Source organism: Rhizobium sp. BK512 (assembly GCF_014194915.1).
GTDB lineage: Bacteria > Pseudomonadota > Alphaproteobacteria > Rhizobiales > Rhizobiaceae > Rhizobium.
This window is the reverse complement of sequence record NZ_JACIAS010000003.1, coordinates 1-21,148: the sequence shown is the minus strand read 5'-3', so window position 1 is coordinate 21,148 and position 21,148 is coordinate 1. Positions and strand designations below refer to the sequence as shown.

Sequence of the window (21,148 nt, the reverse complement as noted above, 5' to 3'; positions counted from 1 at the left end):
GCAAGTCTTCAGGCGGCTATCGCCGTGATTGGCCGTCGCGTTGTGCTCCGACCCGCCGCCGGCAAAGCGAAGGCCGCGTGGCTTGACACCGGACCGACGTCGCCCCCCAATACTTTCGTCATAGTCATCGAAAGAGAGCGTCATGGTACATTTGCTTTCGGTCAACGTTGGCCTGCCGCGTGATGTCGAGTGGCAGGGGCGGCTCGTGAATACCGCGATCTGGAAGATGCCCGTCAAGGGGCCTTGCATGGTGCGCCGCCTGAACATCGACGGCGACGGCCAGGCGGATCGCGCCGGCCATGGCGGTGAGCACCGCGCTGTTTATGTCTACCAGACCGATTCCTATCGGTATTGGCAGGAGCAACTGGGCCGACATGACTTCGTCCATGGCCAGTTCGGCGAGAATTTCACGCTCGACGGTCTTCCGGACGCCGAAGTCTGCATCGGCGACCGATACCGTATCGGCGAAGCTATCTTCGAGGTGAGCCAGCCGCGTGTCACCTGCTATCGGCTCGGTATCCGGATGGGATTGCCGGAAATGCCTGCCCTTCTCGTCTCGCATCGAAGGCCAGGATTCTACCTCCGTGTCCTGAAGGAAGGGAAGGTTCAGGCGGGCGACGAGGTCGAACAGGTAGAATCGGCAGAGGAGCGCATGACGGTCGCCGATATCAACGATCTGCTCTACAAGCCTGGCCACCCTCGCGAACAATTGGAACGTGCCTTGCGGATACCGGCGCTCAGCCCCGGTTGGCGGCGATCGTTCCAGAGCTTGCTGGCGCAATCTAAGGAGAACGGATCTTCGCCTGGAAACGCCGGCCTTACGGGAGCGGAATCCATCGCGCCGGCGTGGGACGGACTTCGTTCGTTCAAAGTGTCGCGAATGACATCGGAGAGTGAAAGCGTGACGTCTCTGGAGCTTGAGCCAGCCGACGGAAAGCGATTGCCGGACTTTCTCCCAGGCCAGTTCATTGTTCTCGGCTTCCAGCCCAGAAAGGCTCCGCTCCTGCTGCGGAGCTATTCCCTGTCAGGCTCGTCAAATGACAGGTCTTACAGAGTAAGTATCAAGCGGCAGGATCACGGCGTCGCCGGCGCCTACGTCAAGGACGAGCTGCGCATCGGCGAGACCGTGCAGGCAAGCGCTCCGCGGGGCAGCTTTACCCTGGCAGAGGGCGCGACGCCGCTCGTCTTCCTCAGTGCGGGGATTGGCGCGACGCCCCTCCTTGCCATGCTTCATGCCCTGGCAATCGACCGTTCGGGCCGGGAAATCTGGTGGCTCCATGGTGCGCGCAACAAACGAGAACACCCGTTTGCGGATGAAGTGACAGGGCTTTTGCAACTCCTTCCAAATGCCCAACGTCTTGTCTGCTACAGCGCACCCGATCCGGCCGATAAGACAGGAATTGATTACGATAGGCGATCTCGCCTCGACCTTGCAGCGGTCCAGTCGCTGCGGCTCCCGCTTGACGGCGACTTCTATCTCTGCGGGCCGCCAAGCTTCATGGACGATCTTGCCGCGGGGATTGAGAAGCTCGGAGTGGAGCGCAGCCGCATTCACACCGAAACGTTCGGATCGGGCCGCTCCATCACTCCGGGGATCGCGGCTTCGTCGGGCCGGCAGCCGCACCAACCGGCCGGACCTCCAGGCGCAGGTGCCGTGATCTCGTTCGCCCGCAGTGGTGTGCGCGTTGCTTGGAACCCGAAGTTCGACAATCTGCTCGAGCTTGCTGAGGCATGCGACGTGCCTGTGCGCTGGTCTTGCAGGACAGGTGTTTGCCACACTTGCGAGACAGGCTTGATTTCCGGGGCAGTGCGCTATCGTCCTGATCCCATCGACGCTCCTGCCGCTGGCAACTTTCTCCCATGCTGCTCGCAGCCGGACGGCGAGCTCGTTATCGATTTGTAGCGGGGAATTGACCCGCGAAGGCAATTCGGGATGGGCATGCAGCTCTCCTTCCGATTCAACGGCCGCGTTTCAGGGTCGTGCTTGGGCGAGACGTGAGGCCGACAATGAATATTCCGAAGGTAATCCAGGTTAGGACGCGCGGCGCGGGACCGAGGGCAGCTGCGCGAGTTCGGCTTCCAGTTCACCGCGTTCGCGAAGTTGCGAGATCCCAAGCTGGACGACTTTGATCAGATCGGTCATCCGCTGGCCATGGCTGTTCTGATACTCTTCCAAGGTGGGCGTGCTCAGTATGACATAGGTCAGCGCTGTGACGCGATTGTCCTTCACCGCCTTGGCGCCGAGAGCCCATACGCGGTTGAACAGAATTCGGTCTGAGTCCTTGATCTGCATGACGCTTCACGAGCTGGTTGCACCCCAACCTGACATCGGTCGGGAGGGGTGAGGTAGGGGCACAGGTGCGTTCATCAACCGGACTAAAGTCCGATGCATGACAACAATCGCCGGTTGGTGCGATAGCGTACATTGGCTGCAAGCCGCCTCTACTCGTGTCCGATGATGCTCTGGTCGAAATCGGGGTGCATCCACTTCAGGGTGCCGTGTGGCATCAGAGCGTGATCTGCACGCGGTAGCCGACCGGGCTGGTGAGGAAAAGGCCTCGCGTCGGCCGGGAGTGAATGACGCAGCAGTTCGATTTTTTCGTGTCGGATGAGGCCCGGTCAGAGAAAGCGCCAGGTACCACCAAACCGAAGCGCCCGCGCGTGGAGACCGTTTGGGCAGCCCGTTGGCTTGATCAGGTCGAATGGTCACAGAGTTCGACGAGCGTCCGCTTTCGAACCAGCCGAGTCACTTGCGAACGGCTTTGCGATCTGTACCGAAGGAGAAAAGGTCCCGACAGTTTGAGCGTCTGCATTATCGGTCCTCTGGTCGAGCCATAATGAAGCCCATACCAATGCGCCAAATGCAACTGCCAAAAAGCAAGCCAAGCCTGCTTCCAGCCAGCGGGGTCTCGTTTTGATCAAGCGTTTGTTAGTGTTGAGCCTGATGATCATCGAATATCAATCCTATTGGAGAAGCCTCAATGTAGCTTGCTCCGGGGTAAGCGTGAGCTCTTTGGCCGCAGCGCCAAATCCAATTGGCGACGCAAGGACCGTCGGGTGGCCCTCCTTAGGATAGACATCACGTCGGGCAGGTCGCCGGCTGGGCAGGCGACCTGCCGATGGTCCGATTTCGTCGGCCTCGGCGGGCGGAGAACCAAGTTGCCGGAGCGAGATCGGGTCCAGTGTGCCCTCGGTGGGAGGACCCGAGAGACCAGTTTAATTTAGATCTTTGTAACGGATGTCGGAACTACACTTAAGTGTGGGCCAACTGAACTTGCTTTCGCGTCTGGAGCTTCCGGTCAAACCCTAAGTCTAGTCTTCGCGGACCAGCGTATGATTTCTCGCAAGCCTTCCCGCCAATAAGCTTCTCGGGTCGCCGAAGTCCGGCGATGAACGGGAAACAAGATCGGCCGCAGTCCCAAGTTGCGGCTCGTGACACTCATCGGAAGGATATACAATGAGCCGCTTTGGGCAATTTGCAGTGGTTGCTGTCGTTTCCTCGCTCGCCTTCGCAGGCGTGAGCCGAGCCGACAGCCTGGATATGAACGATGGCGCCAAGATCGAAAAAGCGCTGCAGACGTTCAGCAGCAACTTTGACGTCCGGGATATCGATGATTACGCAAACTACAGGGATCAGCCGGAAGGTTCTGACGCCGCTCAACCGCGCACCGATGCGGGGGTTCAGCACATCCAGGCTTCCATCAAGGGAAACAAGGATCTGGTCAGGCGTCTCGGCGAGCGCGGTGTCAAGATCGACGTCGTCAATGCCGAGCAGGCAGCCGACGGCAGCATGACATTCTGGGTTCGCTAACCCTGAAGGCCTGGAAGATCGCAATTCCGGGCCTCCTTCATTCGATTGTAGAGACAGAAGCAGGTGAATGGGCGAATTCATGCATGCTCCGATCACCGATTGTAGCTGTCGTTGCCGCTCTTAGACCACATCGGGGTCGCGGCCGCCGTCGTGGCGAGCATGGCTTAGGGCACCCTATGCGAACCGATCCAATTTACGACGCCCGCAATGGAGCTGAATTCGTCGATACTTCGGCTCGGGAAGTCGGGGTAAGACGAAGCCACCATTTCGCTTAGAGCTCTCCCGGGACCGAACTCGAGAAACGATGTTGCCCCCGCTTCTACACAGCTGCGGAGACACTCTGACCACAGGACAGTCTGCGACACCTGTCGCGCGAGTTTGGCAAGACCTGTCCGGGCATCGACGACGGTCGTGCCATCGATCCCGCTTAACAGGCGAACTCCCGGAGATTGCGGAGAGCAGACCGCCGCAAGCAGGACATCGCGGAAATCATCCGCAGCCTTGCGCAGCAAGTTTGTGTGAGACGCGACCATGACCTGTATGAATGCAACTCTTTGAGCATTTGCGGCACGAGCTGCCTCGGCAATGGCGTCCAGGGCAGGTCGGCGACCTCCGACGATAAAAGCGTCACCGGGATTGATAATCGAGATTGCTGCTCCGTAACGAGCGCAGAGAATGTCGACCGCATTCCGTGAAAGGCCACGTATGAACAGAAGGCCGTCACCCGGAGTACTTTCGGCGTCCATGATCTCTGCCCGGCGCGCAACGAGGTCCAGGGTCTCCTTGGGTGAGAACAGCCCTGCTATGCCCCAAGCCGCAACTTCTCCGACGCTATATCCGGCAACGATCATGTGCGAAGGCAGGTACGACTTAAAGGTCTCGAATGTCGCCAGCGCCTGCAGCGTGCAAAGTATCTGGCCGGTTCGATTGCCGTGAAGCGTCTCGATCGATTCTCGTTTGACGAGTTCGCGAGGGTCGACGCCGCCAAGCAAGTTCGCGCAATACGCAAAAAGCTCATCGGCTTCCGGTGCACTTTCCGTGAGAGAAAACATCGCAGAATTCTGGTGTCCTTGTCCGGAACACAGGATGGCGACTGGCATGGCGGGCTTTCACCTCGGAAAGAGGATGGCCACAGCGATGGCCAATGTGACGATGCTCGAGACCGTACTTGCGATCACCATCGATCCCGTCGCACGCGAGTCAAGGCGATAGTTGACAGCAAACAGGATCCCGAAAAAGCCGGAAGGTACAGCCGCCAGCAAGATGGCGACTTTGGCTGCGTCCCACGGGATCGACAACACCAGTACGACGCCAGTCGTCAGGATGGGGCGCACCAGGTTCGACATGACGGTCGCGCTTATGACCTTCCTGTCGAGTTTGAAAGCCTCCGCGGAAAGGACCACACCTGTCAGGAACAGCGCTACGCCGGGGGCTGCGTGACCAATTAGAAGCAGACTGGCATCGACGACATCACCCGTTTTCAGCCCACTGAGTGAAAATAGTATTCCAAGCAAGGGGGCGACGACGACAGGCTTCGTCAGGGCATGCCACAGACTGTGCGAGATCTTGGGCCGCTGCCCGTTATTCCCGCCGGGCTTGTCGACATGCATCTCGACGAGAAGCAATGACAGCGGGCTAATGATGATCGAGCCACTTGCGAGTACGATCGCGAGCGGCACAGTCCCACTGGGACCCAGCACGTCACTAAGAATAGGAAGACCTACACCTGCCAGATTCGGAAACGCGATCGTGAGTGCCTGCAGCGAGGCGTCCGCCTTGCCGATCTTCATGTAGCGTACTTGAAGTAGATACCAGGCGGCAAACACGACGAGCATGACGCCGCTGCTGATGAGGAAAAGCGGTGCTTGCGCGAGCATTTCGCTACGCGGGGCGGTCGCTGTCGCTGCGAACAGCGACGCGGGCAAGGCAAAGGTCATGACGAGGACGTTCAGTCCCTCAACATGATGATTGTCGACGATAGCCAAGCGCCCAGCAAGGTAGCCAAGCGCCATGACAAAGAAAATAGGAAGCAGGGCGAGTAAGATCGTATGTGCCATCAGATTTCCCGTCTCTCATGCACGTCGACAAACAACGTCATCGCAAGGAGATCTGCCGAACCGCCGGGGCTGAGCCAGCGATCGCGAAATTGTCGATGGATCAAAGCGGCATGACGTTTCCACTGCGGAGCACGGATTCCGCCGTCGTCCAGAAACTCCTGCGCGAGTTGCTTCGCGTAGAGAAGGCCATCCGGGCCGCCCCGATGAAGCAGGTTGGTGTCGTCGAGAGCCGCAATCAGCGCGAAACAAGTCTGGACGCGAGCAGCCTCCGCATCATCCGGACGCGCCTTGATGGCATCTCGTAGGGCGGGCAAACCAACCCGATAGACGGTCGGAAAACCCTCCGCCGCTTCGAGGCGCGCACCGCCGGCGCCAAAGCGACGTCTCGCCCTGTCGCCATGGCTGTGCAACAGGATAGGACCGTCGAGAATGTCATGCCCCCAGCGTTCTGAGACGATTGCACCAAGCGAAAGGTCGTCGGCGACAACGCCGCTTGCTCTCGCACCCGCTGCCGCGCACAAAAGTCCCATCCCGAATATCGCACCCCTATGGGTATTGATGCCGGAGGTGGCGGCACGCATCGCGGCTTCCGCCTCGATGCCGATGACCCGCAGGCGCCCCATTTCACAGTCCTGGGCCCCGGCTTCCGCCAGCGCTCCGAGGAAGGGGCTTATTGCTGCGGCGCTTTCACGAAACGTCTCGCAATTCATGTCGTCGTGGCTGCCGCAGTCAATGTGACTGACGAGCCCCGGTTTCGGCCAGGTTTCGAGCTCCAATAAAAGGCAGGCCGTCGCTGTGGACGCGATGTAGTTGAGGTTTGCTGGCCGCCTATCTCTGGCATGTGATCGTTCGTGCGTGGCGGGAGGGGGCATCAGGAAATTTCTCATAGGTGCGTACCCCCGTTCAGAAATGCCGTCGGGTGACACAGCATCGTTCCCGAGATGGATTTGACGAGAATGTCGCCAGTTGAGCCAAGAAACTCCCGCCAGTGAACTCCGGCGCCGTCATCGCGGATGAACTCTCCATCCAATCGCATCGGAGCCATCGACTGGATGCCCGCCAGATCGTTGGCCAAGGAAACGGCGTTCGTATTTCGATGGAGATAAAACAGAAAATCGAGATCGGAGCTGGAGGTCAGATAATCCAGACCCGTAATGACACTCCATCCAAGACTGCCAAAGACCCTGACTTCGATCGCGTGCCGGGACGCCAAGTCGCCGATTTCCCGCAGCGTCGGAATCCATTCACTGGGTGATTTGGGGTGGACCGCTTCCAGAACAGGAGGGCGATCAACTGACAGGATCTGATGTTCTTGAACTACCAGGGAGAGCCGTTTCTTTCCGGCAGATGGAGGCAAGGGCAGGCCGACGGAAATGCCTGCCGGCCCTCCCGCCTCCGGCCTGCGAGCGACCACGGGCCAACCGCGTCTGCGCCATTCAGCAATCAGCGGCTCGGAAGAAAGGCAAGGATTGTCCTCGATTATCGAGGTCCATGACTGCGGATCCAACGATACCAAATCGTGCCGCCTCGGCGGCACGATGTTACCGTGCGAGTGCGAGCGCATGAACCCGCTCCGCAATTTCGGCAGCCTTTATACGGCCCTTGCGTTCCTTGCCCAATGAATCGCGAATATCACGAATGTCCGGCAGATCGGCCAACAGTGCATTGAGCTGTGCCGCAAGAGAGTCGGTCTCACTCCATATTCGGTGAACCGCCCCTGTCTGTGCCAGGTTTTCGAGGCCGGGCGCGAAAACCGGCGTCGATTTCGCTTTTTCTTCGAGAACCTCGACAGAAAGCTTTGTCACCTTCGACATCGAGGGCAGGTCCATGACCGCAGGAGATGCCCCCGGTAGCCCGACCAACACCCGTGTTGCCAATGCCGTCGCGAGGAACGCCCCGGCCGCGGAATGGCCGTAGAGGATGCCGATGGTCGGCCGACCGTGTATGTCGGCATAAATCAGGCATTTGGCGAGGTGCGCCAGGAATTCATTCAGGCCCAGCAGCTCGTCGCGCTTGCTCATCCGCTGACTGTCGCTGTCGACGATAACAAGAATCGGGCCGCTGCCCGTTTTCAGGGCGCCGAGGACGAAGCTTGAAAGGCGGATCGCCTCGTCTACGCCCAATGCGGTCCGGTCCGAAACCCCGATCACCAGGCCCTGGCCTCCAGCTTGGAGGGAGCCGTATCCGGTAAGGATACCGTTGTCGTTCTCCACCTTGCAGCCGTCGGGAAAAAGCGAGGCCAAGATTTCATCGAGCGTCATGGTGGGTGCTCCGCAGTTTGTCGGCGAGGGATATGAATTTTTCAGTTGGCATTCCGGGCACCGAAGCGGCCTCGGGCACACCGATCGCCTTCCAGATATCGAGCGCGTCGCCAGACGCGCCAAAGCTTTGCAAGCGCTTCTCGAGGCGAAGCTGCTCGTTCAAAAGGGTCTCGAGGGTGAGACCCGCTACGGTTTCTACGAGTGTCGACGCCGCCTCTCGAAACGCTTCTGCCGTGTCGTCGACAAAGACATCGGCTGCGCCGATCAGATGTCTGTGTTTTCCGCCCATCGTTCGCCACACCAAAGCGCGATCGCGGGCATCGAATTCTTCGATCCCTCGGTTCGTCTCGATGACTTCCGGTCCGGAAACGGCAATGCGTCCTTGTTCGGAGACGACGAGAGCGGAGCAGCAGCCGGCTGTCAAACCGCCTCCGCCGTAGCAGCCCGCGCGGCCGCCGATAAGTCCGATGATCTTCACGCCGGCGGTCCTTGCTTCGACAACGGCCCGCATTATTTCGGCAATCGCCAGCTCTCCGGCATTTGCCTCCTGAAGCCGCACGCCGCCAGTATCGAAAAGGATCAACAAGGGTATCGACTTCGCATCCCGGGCCGCGCGCAGGAGGCCTGTCAGTTTGGCCCCATGGACCTCGCCGAACGCGCCGCCCATGAAACGGCCTTCCTGGGCCGCAATGAACACAGGCGATCCTGCGAGCAGGCCACGTCCGATGACTATGCCGTCGTCGAATTGCTCGGGGAGATCGAAGACGCGAAGGTGGGGGCTGACCTCCCGCATTTCCGGTCCGAGGAATTCCTGGAAGCTTCCTGCATCCAGCACAAAGTCGACACGCTGGCGCGCCGAAGCCTCATACCAGCTCGAAGACATATCCTGCGGTTTTGCAGGCCGCGTTTTTTCTCCAGAGCTCATTCTTGTTCCTCCATCACGCTGACCGCTTGCGCCAATCGCAGCATCACCGTATCCGGCCGTGCGCCCCCATCGTTGATGGACAACTTGAGCCCACCGGGCGCGTATCGCTCGACAAAGTCATCGATGACAGCGGTCCAGACTTCTCTGAACCCTTCGGCTGCCGTCCTGATTTCGACCTGGCAGTGGTTGTCGGGCAGGACACGCTCGGCGAGGACTTCGAGATTTCCGGAGGCCACTACACCAACGATTGCGAGTCTTCTGTCGCCGGAAGCCCGCCTGTTGGTCGTGTGGTGAAAGGTAAGATCTTCCATCACGTGTTCCTTTCACCAGTTGCGAAACTTCGAGGGAGGGGAATAAAGACCGCCCGACCATCGGACGAGATCCTTGATGGAGCGAGCTGCCAGCAGATTTCGATCCACGTCGAGAAGGTCGATGCCGAGATCTTCCGGGCGTCGGATCACGCCTCGTTCCCTCAGGTGCTGGACCATCTTCTTGTCGCGCGCGCGGCCGACGTCGGTATAGCCTGCCACTCCGCGGATGGCCTGTTCACGCTCCCGGCTATCCCGGCACAGGAGGAGGTTTGCTATGCCTTCCTCCGTAACAATATGCGTCACGTCATCGCCGTAGATCATGACTGGCGCCAGATCGAGCTTGAGTTTTTCAGCGAGGGCTAACGCGTCCAGCTTCTCGACGAACAGGGGGACGTTTTTTTCTCCAAACGTTTCACCGATCTGAACGACGAGCTTGCGACCGCGGCGCAATGGTGCAGGGATATCGGGATCCGCTTCCTTGCCAGCCTGGAGCCATGGCTCGCTCGGATGACGCCGACCCCGCGGGTCGGAACCCATGTTCGGCGCACCGCCGAAGCCTGCGATACGTTGGGTCGTAATCGTGGATGAGTTGCCGTCGAGGTCGATCTGAAGTGTCGAGCCGATGAACATATCGCAGGCATAGAGACCAGCTACCTGGCTAAAAGCCCTGTTAGAACGCAGGGAACCGTCCGCTCCGGTGAAGTAGACATCGGGTCGGGCGCGGATGTAGTCGTCCATCCCCACTTCCGAACCGAACGAGTGGATCTGTTGGACCCAGCCTGATTCAATCGCCGGAATCAACGCGGGATGGGGGTTCAAAGCAAAGTGGGATGCGATCTTGCCCCTAAGGCCGAGCTTGTCTGCGAATGTGGGAAGAAGGAGTTCGATCGCGGCAGTACTGAATCCGATCCCGTGGTTGAGACGTTTCACGCCGTATGGAGCATAGATCCCTTTAATGGCCATCATGGCCGTCAGAATCTGCGTTTCCGTGATAGCGCCCGGATCGCGCGTGAACAATGGTTCCACAAAAAACGGCTTGTCGGCTTCGACGACGAAATCAATGCGATCTCCGGGGATATCGACACGGGGGATCCGATCGACAATCTCGTTGACCTGGGCGATTACGACCCCGTCCTTGAAGGCGGTCGCTTCGACGACGGTGGGCGTGTCTTCCGTGTTCGGTCCCGTATAGAGGTTGCCGTCGCGATCAGCGCTGACTGCGGCGATCAACGCGACATTGGGCGTGAGATCGATAAAATACCTGGCAAAAAGCTCGAGATAGGTGTGAACCGCGCCCAGTTCGATCTTGCCGCCGAACAACATTTTCGCAATGCGTGCCGATTGGGGACCTGAGTAGGCGTAATCGAGCCGCTTGGCGATGCCGTGATCGAACAGATCGAGATGGCTGGGAAGAACCACGCCGGACTGTACCATGTGAAGGTTGTTGACCTTTGTTCGGTCGACGGCCAGCAATGCGCTGCTGAGCAAATCAGCCTGCTTCTGATTGTCACCCTCAAGGCACACGCGATCGCCAGGACGGACCACCGCCTCCAACAGCCGGGTCGCGTCACGTGCCTCGACGATTTTTCCCTTCGCCAGAGCACTTCCCGCCTTGATGCGGGCAAGGTGCTCTTCGCGGTGTCGTTGCCAGTTCATCGTCTTCTGGGCTCCTGCTTGTCAGTCGGTCGACAACCGCGTGGTTTCGATTTGACCGATTGGGATCTGCGTCCGGAGGAATGTCTCCGCATCTGTGGGCGAGCGGTTGCGGCTATATGGCAAGGCGCGTTACTTCTTGGCGGTCGAGGCGTCTTGCTCAGCCTCGCGGGCAGCTCGGATGATCACGTCTGCCACTTGCCGGGGATGGGATTCGTATACGGAGTGGCTTGCTCCCTTGATCTCGATCGTGCGGCTCTTCGCTCTTTCGTAGTACCAGCGCTCCAGATCCGGGTTGATGATCTGGTCATTCCCCGCGACGATTGCCCAACTCGGCTTCGTTTTCCATGCCGCTGCAGTCAGCGGTGTGGTGAACACTTCGGCTGCCGCAAGCACCTGCGACCGGGCCTCGAATTCTGCCTGCCCTCTTGGCATGTCCGGAGCGAAGAGCTTCGGGAAGTCGACCGGGTTCAGGTACGTATAGCCGTCAGGCGTCTTCTTGATTGCGCCTTCGGTCTTGGCCAGGACGCTTGGAGTTTTCTTTCCAAGGGTGCCTTCGTCTTCGCCGACATCGGGTGCGTGTGCGGCGACGTAAACCAGCGCTGTCACGTTCGGGTGGACGCCCGCCTCGGTGATGATCGAGCCGCCGTAGCTGTGACCGACGAGAAGTGTCGGGCCGTCCTGAAGGTCGAGAACGCGCTTGGTTGCAGCCACGTCGTCCGCGAAGGACGTCTCGGGCTCCTGGGCCATCGTGACTTTGAAACCCTCCTTGGTCAGGATTTCGTAGACGGGTTTCCAACCAGAGCCATCCACCCAGGCGCCGTGCACCAGAACGATATTCTTGAGCGTTTCAGCGTTCGCGGGCGCCGCCAGCGCGATGAATGGAAGGGTGGCTGCAAGGGTGACATAGGTCTTGAGCTGTTTCATGGCTATGGCTTCCTGTGTGGTTGCATTGAGACAGGGCTCGGCATCTTGCGAGCACAAAAAGTAAGTCATGCGACTGAACTGGAATTCTGTTGCAGAAATCCGATCACGCCTTGCTGCAGTCACCGACAACGGCATCAAACCGCGTCGCTACCTGGTCGTGAAATGGGCATGTGATTGGGTAGGCTGTTTTCTCCGCATGAAAACTAGCTTCGATGGTCCCGTTCGAGAATCACACCTAGGTGTAGGACGGGCACGACCATTGCATGGAAAGGACAAGGAGACCGACATAGCCTTTCGGCCGCTCTGGGAACCGGTTCCGGACCAGACATCCATGGGGGGCGTCCGCTTGTGTGCACGAATTCGCCATGTGCCGTGCGACGACATGGTCGCACAGCACCACCAGCAGGTGCAGCGAGCCCTCTAGGCCAGATAGTCCTTGAGTATGGGAAGATCGGAGACCGAGTACGACATGCCGAAGCGAAATCCTCGCCCCACCTCTCGCGGCGCCAGGGCATCCATATCCTCACCTTCGACATGGGGTATCGAAAGTTCTGCGGACCCCGTCCAGAAATCCGAAAACGTAAGATTGTCCATCAGCGACAGCGTCAATTCGTCGACCGCGGGTCTGCCCTGCTGGCTGGCGCTCAGCGATGGGAAATACCTCCGTATCGTGGTCGGCCGATTGAACACCTTTGCCGGGTCCATCACCTTTTCCCGGAGTTCGATCCGAGCTGTTGCCATTCGCTCTCCGTGAGATGAAACACTCGCGCCGAAACGGCTTCCCGGTTCAAGCGGGCAGGCGGCGGCACCCGGCGCAGAAAAGCTCCTTGTTTGATAGATGCTGCCAAGTTTCTTGGGATAACCCTGAATCCAGCCGCGTGCGATCGCCGCATCGTTATCGACAAAGATGAAAGGACAAAAATTGACTGGGCGGCCTTCGAGACGTGCTTCCACCAGAATGAACGCCTCGCGGTACTGATAGCGGGCCGGGTCCGTGTGCTCGTCGTTCGAGCCTGTGAACTGCCAGTCGAGAAACCAGAAGAACGTGCGCCCCTCCGATTCGTCGTCCGGCGTCAGACCCATAGGAAGTAGGGCCGCGACAGCGGCGGGATCCGCCCAGTATTCGACGGCGATGCAATCGCCGGAATAGTGCCAAGGTGGCGGCGGGGTCAGTGAGGACTTACCGTCCGGCGTCAGCGGAACTGTATATCCCGAGAGCATTCGTCGCGCCTCCATCAAATGGCCGGTCGGAAGCACGAGATCTCCCGTTCTCTCGCATGGAACACACCTATACCGGGAAATACGAGTTTAGATTTGTGAATCGTTGTGAAGGTCCGAAGCGCTGCGGCGAAGCGATCCCAAATCGAGGCGCACGGATGTTACCGGAGTTCGTCGAGCAGCTGGCGTGCCGAGCTGACTTCCCAAGCCTCAACGTCGCCGTTGAACCGGGAATGCACAGCTAGAATAAGAGACTTTGCCTCCACGGATTTTCCTTTTTGGGCCCAGATGCGAGCGAGCGAGGTCGCTGCTCCTAGTTCCCAGCTCAAAGCATTCTGCCGGCGAGCAATCTCGATGGAACGGGTGAGGCAAGCTTCTGCTTCGGCGGAAGGTGTCGAAATTGCCATTAGCACTTCGCCTTTTGCGTGCAGTAGGGCTGGCAGCCAAAGTGTGGCGCTTGCCTGATCGGCCTGGTTTAGGGCGTCGTTGATCATGAACAATGCCTCGTCGTAATCACCTAGCCGTCTCAGGCCTTCGGCGAGCGCACGCCGTGTCGCCAGTGTCTGCACGTGATATTGATTATCGCCCATTGTCTTCAGCGCATCGCGTAGCATGTTGACGCCTGGTTCGACCTCACCGCGCGCAATCATGAGCTCACCACGTAGCGCAAGGCCGACAGCTTTTTGCGCATGGAGCGAGTATCTGAGGGCGTGAGCAATAACCTGTTCGCAAAACGAAAACGCCTCTTCAGATTGGCCACCCCAGTGCAGAACCGGAATGGAATCCAGGAGGACCGCGCAAAACAGCACCGGGTGCGATGAATCAATCACGCGCGAGATCGCCTCGCGTGCCTTTGCGATACCCTTCGTCTGCGCGCCGCTGATCCAGAGCGAGCGAGCATATGTGCCGAGCGCCCGGACATGGTAGTCGTACCCAAAGTACACAAATTCTGATGGGGCGGTGTTAACAGCAAGTCTAAACCCCCGCTCACCGTGCATGACAGCAGCGGACTGATTTCCCGCAATGTGGTGGGACGCCGCCAGGGCCCATTCGCTCATTGCGTTCTCCGCCACCCCCCCAAATTTTTCCGACAGGGCTGCAGCGCGCTTTGCAACGCCCAGGGCCCTCGTAAACTCGCCACGACGGGTAAAGAAGACATTCAAGCCGAGAAGCAGGTAATGCTGAAGCCGATCCTCGCCAAGCTTTTCAGAAAGCTCCAGGCCACGTTCGAGAGCTGCTTTGACTTTTTCGCTGTCATCCCACAGGTACATCGATGAAAGCGCGAGTGCTTTCTGCAGGTAGAGTTCTCTTCGTTGGCCGCGATCGCTCGGCAGAAGTGTCGCCATCGCTTTGCTGCACCAGTTACTGCATTCGGCGAGCAGCGGGAAAGATGCAAGGAACAAGGGAGCGGCATGGGACGTGAGCTCAATGCCGATGCAGACACTTCCAGAACTGGAAAAACACCAGCCCAACGCCTGGCGGATATTGCCGATATGCGGCGCGTATGCCTCGACATTGTGCCCATGCGAAACGAGATCATCGGTTTCATGCATTTTCAAAAAGTCGGCGAAATATTGTGCGTGTCGCATCGCCACCGCGTCCGTTTCGCCGCTGGCCGCAAGTTTGGCGGCGGCATAAACGCGTGTCGTGTCGAGAAGCCGATACGTGACGATCCCGTTGGCGGGCGATATCCAGATAAGAGACTTGTCCACCAAGCTCGCAATGGCATTGGTGGTCCGGGTTGTGTCTTCCGAGGACCCGGCGACTTCGATAGCAGCCTCAAAGGTAAATTGTCCGACAAAAATCGAAAGCCTGCTCAGCACCTCCTGCTCAATGTTGGACAGGAGATTGTAGCTCCAATCGAGCATACCCTGAAGCGTTTGGTGACGAGGTACGGCATTGCGGCGCCCCTGCAACTGGAGCTCGGCGTCGTTACCCATGAGATCGAATGTACCCTGGATGCCGAAAGTGCCGACACGGCTTGCGACAAGCTCGATCGCCAGGGCGATGCCGTCGAGGCGGCGGCAGATATTGGCGACCGTCGGTGCCTCTGCGTCAGTAAGGCTCAACCTATGCCCAGAAGATGCAGCTTTCTCCATGAAAAGTTTGACAGCAGGAGAGCCAAGGGCCTGGGAAGCCGTTGTCACTTCGCCGCGCGGCGTATCAAGAGGCAGAAGCAAGTGCACGTTCTCACCCTCTACGCGCAACGCCTCACGACTGGTGGCCAATAAATGGAGCGATGGCGCAGCATGGAAAAGGCGTTCCGCAAGGGCTGCGGCGGCCGAAATGACATGCTCACAATTGTCCAACACCACGAGGATCTTCTTCCCGGATACAAACGCCAGGATGAACGGTTCTACCTCAGGGCCTTGGACAAAACAGCCGAGAGCTGAGGCGACTGCATTTGGAACCTGCTGGGCATCTTGGACCAGAGTGAGATCAACGAAATAAATCGCGCTCCCTTCGAATTCCTGGCGAAGCGAATGAGCGACCGCCACAGCGACGGTGGTTTTTCCGATGCCTCCTGGACCTACGACTGTGACAAAGCGGCGTGACAAAACCAGCAGCGACAGGACATTCACTGTCTCTGTTCGACCAAAAAGAGATGGCAATGCATGGGGAAGGCTCTGAGAACGCAGCTCGCTCGTCTCAGCAGTCGGTGATCTCTCAGGTGTGACCGGCCCTCGACGGATTGGTGCTGCGAAAGTATATCCGCGCCCTGCTACGTTCAATACATAGCGTGTGTCGTCCTCGCCGTCTGCCAAGGCCTTTCTCAGGGAGGCGATGTGAACCCTGAGGTTCGACTCTTCGACCGTGAGGCCCCTCCAGACGAGCTTTGTCAGCTCGTCACCCGTCAAGATCTCGCCGGGTCGTTGGGTCAGCGCGATGAGGATATCAAGCGCACGGCCGCCAATTGCAACCTGTTTGCCGTTCTTAGCCAGCAAACGTTCGGAGGCGATTAATTGAAACGGACCGAAATAGAGACCCTTGCTGGTGTCCGGATCGCTCTCATTCCACATGACAACCGTCCTGGAAGTCTCTACCCAGCGTGTCTGAGTCACCGTCCGCTATAGCGCAACCGATCACAAGAATAAAAAATCCGTTTTGTAGCTGCTTCAATTTCGTTGGCCCCATTACATCCTGTTGCCGGCGATCATCCCGACCGGGTGAGGTCGGCAATACAGCTGTAAAAGAAAGCTTGCCGCGGCCTTTCTTTGAGGCCCGCATCTCAATGCTGCGATGTGGTCACAATAAATGAATGAGAGGAGCGTCTCCGCTCAAAGTCCACTTAGAGGCCTGCATTCGTCGGCCCCGTCTGTCAGACGCCGGCAGACATCGCTTTTGCCGATCGCTTAACCCAGGTGCTCGTCTCATCGGGCCTGTTGGGTCACGAGCTTGATTGGCAGCGATTAGAAACCGAATGCTGCCGTTTGTCCATGGGACATGCCAGGCAGTTCCGCAGGACTTGACCTGCATTGATATTTTGAAAGCGTTGGATTTTAATCGCGTTTCGGACACAAAATGGGCTCTCCTGATGAGTTTGTTTCCCAAAGCCGCGATTTTCATAGGCTGTCTGGTGGGCGTCGCCCTAGTGTCCGTTGATGCGGGCATCGCCAATGCGAAAGACATGTTCATCGGTGCGTTGATTGAAGCATCGGGGCCGATGTCGGAAATGGGGCCGTCCGTTGAAAAAGCAGCGAAACTTGCGGTGTCGGTGAGTAACATCGCTGCGAAGGAGGCCGGACTTGATCTTTCGGTCTATCTGGTCAGCGCGGATTCTCAAGGAAACCCTCAGGCGGCCGTCTCTGCTGCGCGGACGCTCGTGGACAAGGGCGTCTCGTGCATTCTCGGACCGGCAACCACGCCCGAGTCAATCGCCGTCCTCAACGGCGTGACATTACAGCGAAGGATTACGTTGTGGCCGCAGGCATCCAGCACGCGGCTGCGCGCTGTCGAAGACGGCGGAACGATTTTCCGCACACTCGCACCGGATGACCTCCAGTCGAAGGCGTTGGTCCGGGCAATCGAGACCTATGTCGGTGCCCGCAAGAGGGTTGCGATCCTCTTTCGAAACGAGCCATACGGCGACGCTCTGTCTCGCACGTTCAGATCGGATTGGGAGGCAAGCGGTGGAACGATTGTCTCGAGCATCGCATTCGATCCCACGCAGCAAGCCTTCGATTCCGAGGCTGCTCAACTTTTCGACGAAAATCCCGACGCCTACGTCGTCATCGATTATCCCGACACTTACGCGAGGCTCGGGGCAGCACTCGTCCGCAGCGGTAAATTCGACCCAAACAAACTGTTTGTTGCGGATGCGTTGTCTTTCGCCAGAGTGCCCAAGAGCATTCCGGCGCGGGCCATCAACGGGGCTTACGGCGTTGCCGGCGGATCCCCCCGTGGAACCCCGGCATACCGATTATTCAACGAACTTTGGCGGCAGGCGGGAGGGGCGGAAGCCGGTTCCTATGCGGCGAACGTGTTCGATGCGGGCATTCTCTGTGTTCTTTCGGCCATTGAGGCTGGTGCAACCGATCCAGAGCTCATTCGCCAAAAGGTCCGAGAGGTGACAAGGGAAGGGGCGAGGCAATTCACCCTTGAGACATTGGCGGAGGCCGTGAAGGATGCCGCGGCGGGAAGACCGATTGATTATATCGGGGTGTCGGGAGCATTTCGCTTTGCGCCGAACGGAGATCCCACGAGCGGTCTTTATGATATATTCCAGTATCGGAACGGCGAGCAGGTGACGGTCAGGCAAATCGACGTGAGGTAAGCTTTGACGAACCGGAGGAGTGGCCGAGGCTTGAGAGTGTCAGCTACCGCGCAAGCCTACTTCACGGGAGTGCCGAAACCGGCGAAACTGCTGGTATCTCTCTTCTTTATCTTCCTCTGCTTGATTGCATTTTTTGGAACCGTGAAAGTCTCGCAAGCGACGATCAACGGATTTGTAACTGGTAGCTACGTCGGCCTCGGTGCAATGGGGCTGACGCTCATAATGGGCGTCATGAAACTCGTGAACCTCGCATACGGTGATTTTCTCGTGGCTGGGGCATACTTCACGTTGATGTTCACCGCGCTGGGTACGCCACTGCCGCTGTCGGTGCTGCTGGCCATCTTGGGGACAGCGCTTCTCTCGATTCTGGCCGAAAAACTCGTTTGGCGCCCATTACGGAATGCTGGCGCAAGCACACTTCAATGCTTCTTGTCCGCAATAGGATTAAGCTTTCTCATTCGCTTCACGATTCAGTTTTTTGGCGGCAGCGAGTCACGATCGTTCGATATTGACGTCCTGTCGACGATGGTTTTAGGGCCTTTTCGCGTGGGGACCCAACAGGCGCTCGGTTTCGTCATGGCCCTGGCAGCTTTGTCGATGCTTGCAATAGGCCTGTGGATCAGTGGTGCGATGAAGACGATGCGGGCGGTTTCTGACAATCGTCTGCTTGCCGAAGTTTGCGGTATCGGTGTCGGGCACACCATAGATCTCACATCGCTCTTGTCGGGCCTGCTGGCTGGCGCCGCCGGCATTGTCTATGCGACAGCTGTCGGAAGTTTCAATCCAAATTTCGGTCTGACCTTGTTGCTCAGCTTGTTTGCCGCGGCCACGCTTGGCGGAATTGGCAATATCTACGGCGCAATGCTCGGGGGCTTGGTGATTGGCCTCTCGCAGGAGTGGTCTGCTTTGTTGCTCGGCGCAAAATGGAAGCCTCTCGTGGCTCTGGTTTTCCTGGTTCTCATGCTCCTTGCTGTACCTCGTGGCATCTTCGCTCGCGCGCAGCGCCGCCCATGAGCGTGGATTTCTGGATCAATGTCGGGGTGATCGCGGGCATCTACGGAATACTCACGCTCGGGCTCCAGCTTAACACCGGATTCACGGGTCTGCTGAATTTCGGCCAAGCAGGGTTTATGGCAATCGGTGCCTACGGGGCAGGGATACTGGTCGCCGAAGCCGGGTTTTCCCTATGGTTGGCATTTTCGGCGTCTCTGGTTTTATCTGCCGTTGTCGCGATGGTAATTGGATGGTCAACGAGCAGGCTCGGGCCGGATCAGTTCGCAATCGTGACGATCGCATTTGCCGAGATCGTTCGGCACATCCTGCAAAACACTGACTTCAGCGGCGGCAACCAGGGCCTGATCGGTTTCGATGTGGAATGGCGATCGGCCAGTGAGTGGATCACTTCATTATTCTCAGGGATCGGTCTTGGTGAATACAAGCAAATCCCTCTCTTGCTGTTTGTGTGGATCACGTTCGCGGCACTAACGGGACTGATGAAGATGCTCGAACGGACGCCGTGGTCCAGGGTCCTCCGTGGCATTCGCGATGACGAGACAGCGATCGCCGCGTTGGGAAAAAACACCCTGTGGTTCAGGATGCAATCTTTGGCAATAGGCGCAGCACTCGCCGCGGTGGCCGGATTCTTCATCGCTCTCGATGTGACATATTTATATCCAGGCATCTTTGACCCGACCTTTACGTTTTTCGGGTTTGTCATCCTGCTTATTGGGGGCCTCGGAAACTACTGGGGAATAATGTTGGGAAGCGTGGTGTTCTGGACGCTGATGGAGGGGTCACGGCTCATCGAGACGTCGCTCTCCGCGACCGAACAGGCGTCTCTCCGCTTCTTGGTGGTTGGATTTTTGCTGATCGTCCTAAGTCGCGTTTACCCCCATGGTTTCTTGGGCAACAGAAGAGGACGGGCACGCGACCATGACTACTGATATGCCCATCTTGCGAGTAGCAGGTATCTCCAAAGCTTTCAGCGGACGTTGGGCCGTCTCGAATGTAAACTTCGACATTCAGCGTGGATCTGTGACAGCGCTCATTGGCCCGAATGGCGCGGGGAAAACCACGCTGTTCGATCTGATCACCGGACATTCCCGGGCAGATGAGGGCAAAATTCTTTTCAACCAGCAGAGTATCGTGGGCCTGCCGCCCCATCGTATTGCGCGTCTCGGCTTGGCACGGTCCTTTCAATTTCCGCGAGTTTTCTCTGGAATGACCGTGATCGAGAACTTGATGGTGGCATGTCCGGGACAACCGGGAGAGCATTTGGCGTCACTCTTCGTCGCGCCGCGATCCGTCCGTGATCGGGAAACGATCGGACGCGCCGCCGCCGAAGGAATGCTGGAGAAACTGAGGCTTGAAAAGAAGGCGGATCAATATGCCGGCACGTTGTCTGCCGGTCAAAAAAAGCTTCTCAACCTCGCTCAGGTGTTGATGACCGAGCCGTCCATGGTCCTGCTTGACGAACCAATGAGCGGAATGAACGAAGGGTTACGATCAACGATTTTCGAAACGATAATTTCCCTACAGGGCCGGTCGAAGACCACGTTTTTATTTATCGAGCATGATCTCGAGGCGGTCATGACCTACGCTCATCATGTCTTGGTGATGGTTGAAGCCTGTGTGATTGCCTCAGGCACCCCGGAAGCCGTCTCCTCGGACCCACGGGTCATCGACGCCTACATGGGCGACCTGCAATTCGGGTCGCTGTGATGACGGAGCTCCTCGTCGCCGAGAAATTGACAGTCGGCTATGAGGCTGATCCTGACATCTTGAATAATATCAGCCTGACTGTCTCCCATGATGAGATCGTGGCAGTTGTCGGATCCAACGGTGCCGGCAAATCAACTCTTCTAAAGGCTTTGATAGGGTTGGCCCGGCTGCGTAGTGGCAGCATCAGGCTAGATTCGACGTTTGTAGAAGGCATGGCGCCCAGCGAGTTCGTGAAGCGCGGAATGGGTTATGTCCCCCAGAGCGACAATGTGTTTGAATCGCTTTCCGTGGACGAGAACCTCGAGATTGGCCTCAGGTCGCGATCCGACATAGCCCTTCGCCCTCGCCGCGAAGAATTATACTCTCGTTTCCCCGCACTGGCAGAACGGCGCCGCCTGTTGATTTGCGCTGAGAGTTGACCCGGGATTTGCACTGAGAAGTGACCCGCCTTTAGGTATTGTTCGTGTCGGTCGTTGTGGTCAAGTTCCTG

The 21,148-nt window shown here is 58.2% G+C and carries 19 protein-coding genes; 7 read left to right on the top strand and 12 right to left on the bottom strand.

Annotation, left to right across the window (positions count from 1 at the left end; genetic code table 11):
* Positions 1 to 142 precede the first annotated feature (142 nt).
* On the top strand, positions 143 to 1,903 hold the full coding sequence (locus FHX06_RS11055) for an MOSC and FAD-binding oxidoreductase domain-containing protein (protein ID WP_113211090.1): 1,761 nt from the start codon (positions 143 to 145) through the stop codon (positions 1,901 to 1,903).
* A 129-nt stretch (positions 1,904 to 2,032) separates the two neighbouring features.
* Here the strand turns inward: FHX06_RS11055 and FHX06_RS11050 are convergent, their stop codons facing one another.
* A complete protein-coding gene (locus FHX06_RS11050; protein ID WP_113148072.1) occupies positions 2,033 to 2,293 on the bottom strand; it encodes a hypothetical protein in 261 nt (86 codons plus the stop codon).
* Positions 2,294 to 3,457: 1,164 nt separating this feature from the next.
* Between FHX06_RS11050 and FHX06_RS11045 the strand changes: the two genes are divergently transcribed.
* Positions 3,458 to 3,811 carry a hypothetical protein gene (locus FHX06_RS11045; protein WP_113211091.1) on the top strand — a complete coding sequence of 118 codons (354 nt, stop codon included), beginning with the start codon at positions 3,458 to 3,460 and terminating at the stop codon, positions 3,809 to 3,811.
* Positions 3,812 to 3,975: 164 nt separating this feature from the next.
* Here the strand turns inward: FHX06_RS11045 and FHX06_RS11040 are convergent, their stop codons facing one another.
* The 11 genes from FHX06_RS11040 to FHX06_RS10990 all read right to left on the bottom strand — a co-directional run bounded on the left by FHX06_RS11040 (position 3,976) and on the right by FHX06_RS10990 (position 16,183).
* On the bottom strand, positions 3,976 to 4,911 hold the full coding sequence (locus FHX06_RS11040; protein ID WP_183879271.1) for an acyltransferase domain-containing protein: 936 nt from the start codon (positions 4,909 to 4,911) through the stop codon (positions 3,976 to 3,978).
* A gap of 9 nt (positions 4,912 to 4,920) precedes the next feature.
* Complete coding sequence (locus FHX06_RS11035; RefSeq protein ID WP_312866513.1) at positions 4,921 to 5,868, bottom strand: AEC family transporter; 948 nt, start codon at positions 5,866 to 5,868, stop codon at positions 4,921 to 4,923.
* Complete coding sequence (gene mdcB, locus FHX06_RS11030) at positions 5,868 to 6,740, bottom strand: triphosphoribosyl-dephospho-CoA synthase MdcB (RefSeq protein WP_112969684.1); 873 nt, start codon at positions 6,738 to 6,740, stop codon at positions 5,868 to 5,870. The genes FHX06_RS11035 and mdcB overlap by 1 nt, the downstream gene beginning before the upstream one ends.
* An 11-nt stretch (positions 6,741 to 6,751) precedes the next feature.
* Entirely contained in the window at positions 6,752 to 7,432 is a 681-nt protein-coding gene (gene mdcG, locus FHX06_RS11025; RefSeq protein WP_183879269.1) for a malonate decarboxylase holo-[acyl-carrier-protein] synthase, read from the bottom strand.
* Positions 7,410 to 8,129 carry a biotin-independent malonate decarboxylase subunit gamma gene (gene mdcE / locus FHX06_RS11020; RefSeq protein WP_113211096.1) on the bottom strand — a complete coding sequence of 240 codons (720 nt, stop codon included), beginning with the start codon at positions 8,127 to 8,129 and terminating at the stop codon, positions 7,410 to 7,412. The genes mdcG and mdcE overlap by 23 nt, the downstream gene beginning before the upstream one ends.
* A complete protein-coding gene (locus tag FHX06_RS11015; RefSeq protein ID WP_183879267.1) occupies positions 8,116 to 9,054 on the bottom strand; it encodes a biotin-independent malonate decarboxylase subunit beta in 939 nt (312 codons plus the stop codon). Before FHX06_RS11015 ends, mdcE begins: the two co-directional genes overlap by 14 nt.
* Positions 9,051 to 9,365 (bottom strand): malonate decarboxylase acyl carrier protein, encoded by a 315-nt coding sequence (gene mdcC, locus FHX06_RS11010; RefSeq protein ID WP_183879265.1) that lies wholly within the window; start codon positions 9,363 to 9,365, stop codon positions 9,051 to 9,053. The genes FHX06_RS11015 and mdcC overlap by 4 nt, the downstream gene beginning before the upstream one ends.
* 12 nt (positions 9,366 to 9,377) lie before the next feature.
* Positions 9,378 to 11,021: a malonate decarboxylase subunit alpha gene (gene mdcA, locus FHX06_RS11005; RefSeq protein WP_183879263.1), complete on the bottom strand. Its 1,644-nt coding sequence runs from the start codon at positions 11,019 to 11,021 to the stop codon at positions 9,378 to 9,380.
* Positions 11,022 to 11,150: 129 nt separating this feature from the next.
* Positions 11,151 to 11,945, bottom strand: a complete 795-nt coding sequence (locus FHX06_RS11000) for an alpha/beta hydrolase (RefSeq protein ID WP_183879261.1) — start codon at positions 11,943 to 11,945, stop codon at positions 11,151 to 11,153.
* A 420-nt stretch (positions 11,946 to 12,365) separates the two neighbouring features.
* Positions 12,366 to 13,202 (bottom strand): acetoacetate decarboxylase family protein, encoded by an 837-nt coding sequence (locus FHX06_RS10995; RefSeq protein ID WP_312866510.1) that lies wholly within the window; start codon positions 13,200 to 13,202, stop codon positions 12,366 to 12,368.
* A 122-nt stretch (positions 13,203 to 13,324) separates the two neighbouring features.
* A complete protein-coding gene (locus FHX06_RS10990; RefSeq protein WP_183879259.1) occupies positions 13,325 to 16,183 on the bottom strand; it encodes an ATP-binding protein in 2,859 nt (952 codons plus the stop codon).
* Positions 16,184 to 16,584: 401 nt separating this feature from the next.
* Here FHX06_RS10990 and FHX06_RS10985 point away from each other — a divergent pair, with 401 nt between their 5' ends.
* Genes FHX06_RS10985 through FHX06_RS10965 form a run of 5 tightly spaced genes read left to right on the top strand, consistent with a single transcriptional unit; the run spans position 16,585 to position 21,077 of the window.
* On the top strand, positions 16,585 to 17,937 hold the full coding sequence (locus FHX06_RS10985) for an ABC transporter substrate-binding protein (protein ID WP_183879257.1): 1,353 nt from the start codon (positions 16,585 to 16,587) through the stop codon (positions 17,935 to 17,937).
* Between the two features lie 36 nt (positions 17,938 to 17,973).
* Positions 17,974 to 18,951: a branched-chain amino acid ABC transporter permease gene (locus FHX06_RS10980; protein WP_312866569.1), complete on the top strand. Its 978-nt coding sequence runs from the start codon at positions 17,974 to 17,976 to the stop codon at positions 18,949 to 18,951.
* Complete coding sequence (locus FHX06_RS10975) at positions 18,948 to 19,880, top strand: branched-chain amino acid ABC transporter permease (protein WP_183879253.1); 933 nt, start codon at positions 18,948 to 18,950, stop codon at positions 19,878 to 19,880. The genes FHX06_RS10980 and FHX06_RS10975 overlap by 4 nt, the downstream gene beginning before the upstream one ends.
* Positions 19,870 to 20,658 (top strand): ABC transporter ATP-binding protein, encoded by a 789-nt coding sequence (locus tag FHX06_RS10970; RefSeq protein WP_183879251.1) that lies wholly within the window; start codon positions 19,870 to 19,872, stop codon positions 20,656 to 20,658. The genes FHX06_RS10975 and FHX06_RS10970 overlap by 11 nt, the downstream gene beginning before the upstream one ends.
* Entirely contained in the window at positions 20,658 to 21,077 is a 420-nt protein-coding gene (locus tag FHX06_RS10965) for an ATP-binding cassette domain-containing protein (RefSeq protein ID WP_246715532.1), read from the top strand. The genes FHX06_RS10970 and FHX06_RS10965 overlap by 1 nt, the downstream gene beginning before the upstream one ends.
* Positions 21,078 to 21,148: the final 71 nt, after the last annotated feature.